1 protein-coding gene and 1 pseudogene are annotated in these 706 nt (G+C 46.0%); both read left to right on the top strand.

Annotated elements, in window-relative coordinates:
• A partial coding sequence (locus tag H8S17_RS16285; protein ID WP_186867907.1) for a hypothetical protein occupies positions 1-289 on the top strand: 289 nt, incomplete at its 5' end.
• Positions 265-706: pseudogene (locus H8S17_RS16280) on the top strand (MobA/MobL family protein); the annotation flags it as partial. The gene H8S17_RS16285 and the pseudogene H8S17_RS16280, both read left to right, overlap by 25 nt.

Here is a 706-nt window from a genome sequence, read left to right as displayed (position 1 = left end):
TTTTCCATTCCCTTCATTGCCTTTGAATGAAGGGCGCACTTATGGACAACCAGAGGTCGTCCTTATAAGTTTGCCACAAGTGGCAACCGGTCTGCGCTTACGCTTGCCGGGCTCGTTCCGTCGGCGGGGCTTTCAGCCAGACCTGCTCATGCCGCAGGGGGCACTCTTGCGCAGAGGGCGTTCCGACAGCTTCACTCCTGCAAAACCAGAAGAAGATGCTGTCGGAAATCAATGCCGGATACGGCAGAAAGGGGGAATCGTATCATGGCGATATTTCACTTTACAGTAAAGATTGTCGGGCGCAGTAAAGGAAAATCTGTCATATCCGCATCGGCATATCTTAATGGAGATGTGATGAAGAATGAGGAAACAGGCAGAATCAGTTACTATACTTCCAAAAAGGAAGTCGTCTACACCAGTCTGATGATGTGCGAAAATGCACCTCCTGAATGGCTGCATGTACCGGAAGAAAATATAAAAAGGTTTCAACAGTCTATCCGTTATAAAAGGGCAGGCGATAAGGAAGCCGCACTGGAAAAGTTTAAAATCACATTTCAGAAACAGCGGTTATGGAATGAGGTATTGAAGATAGAAAAAATGCAGATGCACAGCTTGGACGCTCATTTGAATTTTCCCTGCCGAAAGAATGGAGCAGACAGGAACAGATTGATTATACAACCGAATATATTCAAAAGACTTTCGTGGA

It is taken from the genome of Roseburia zhanii (assembly GCF_014287635.1).
GTDB lineage: Bacteria > Bacillota > Clostridia > Lachnospirales > Lachnospiraceae > Roseburia_B > Roseburia_B zhanii.
This window is presented reverse-complemented; position numbering and strand designations above follow the sequence as displayed.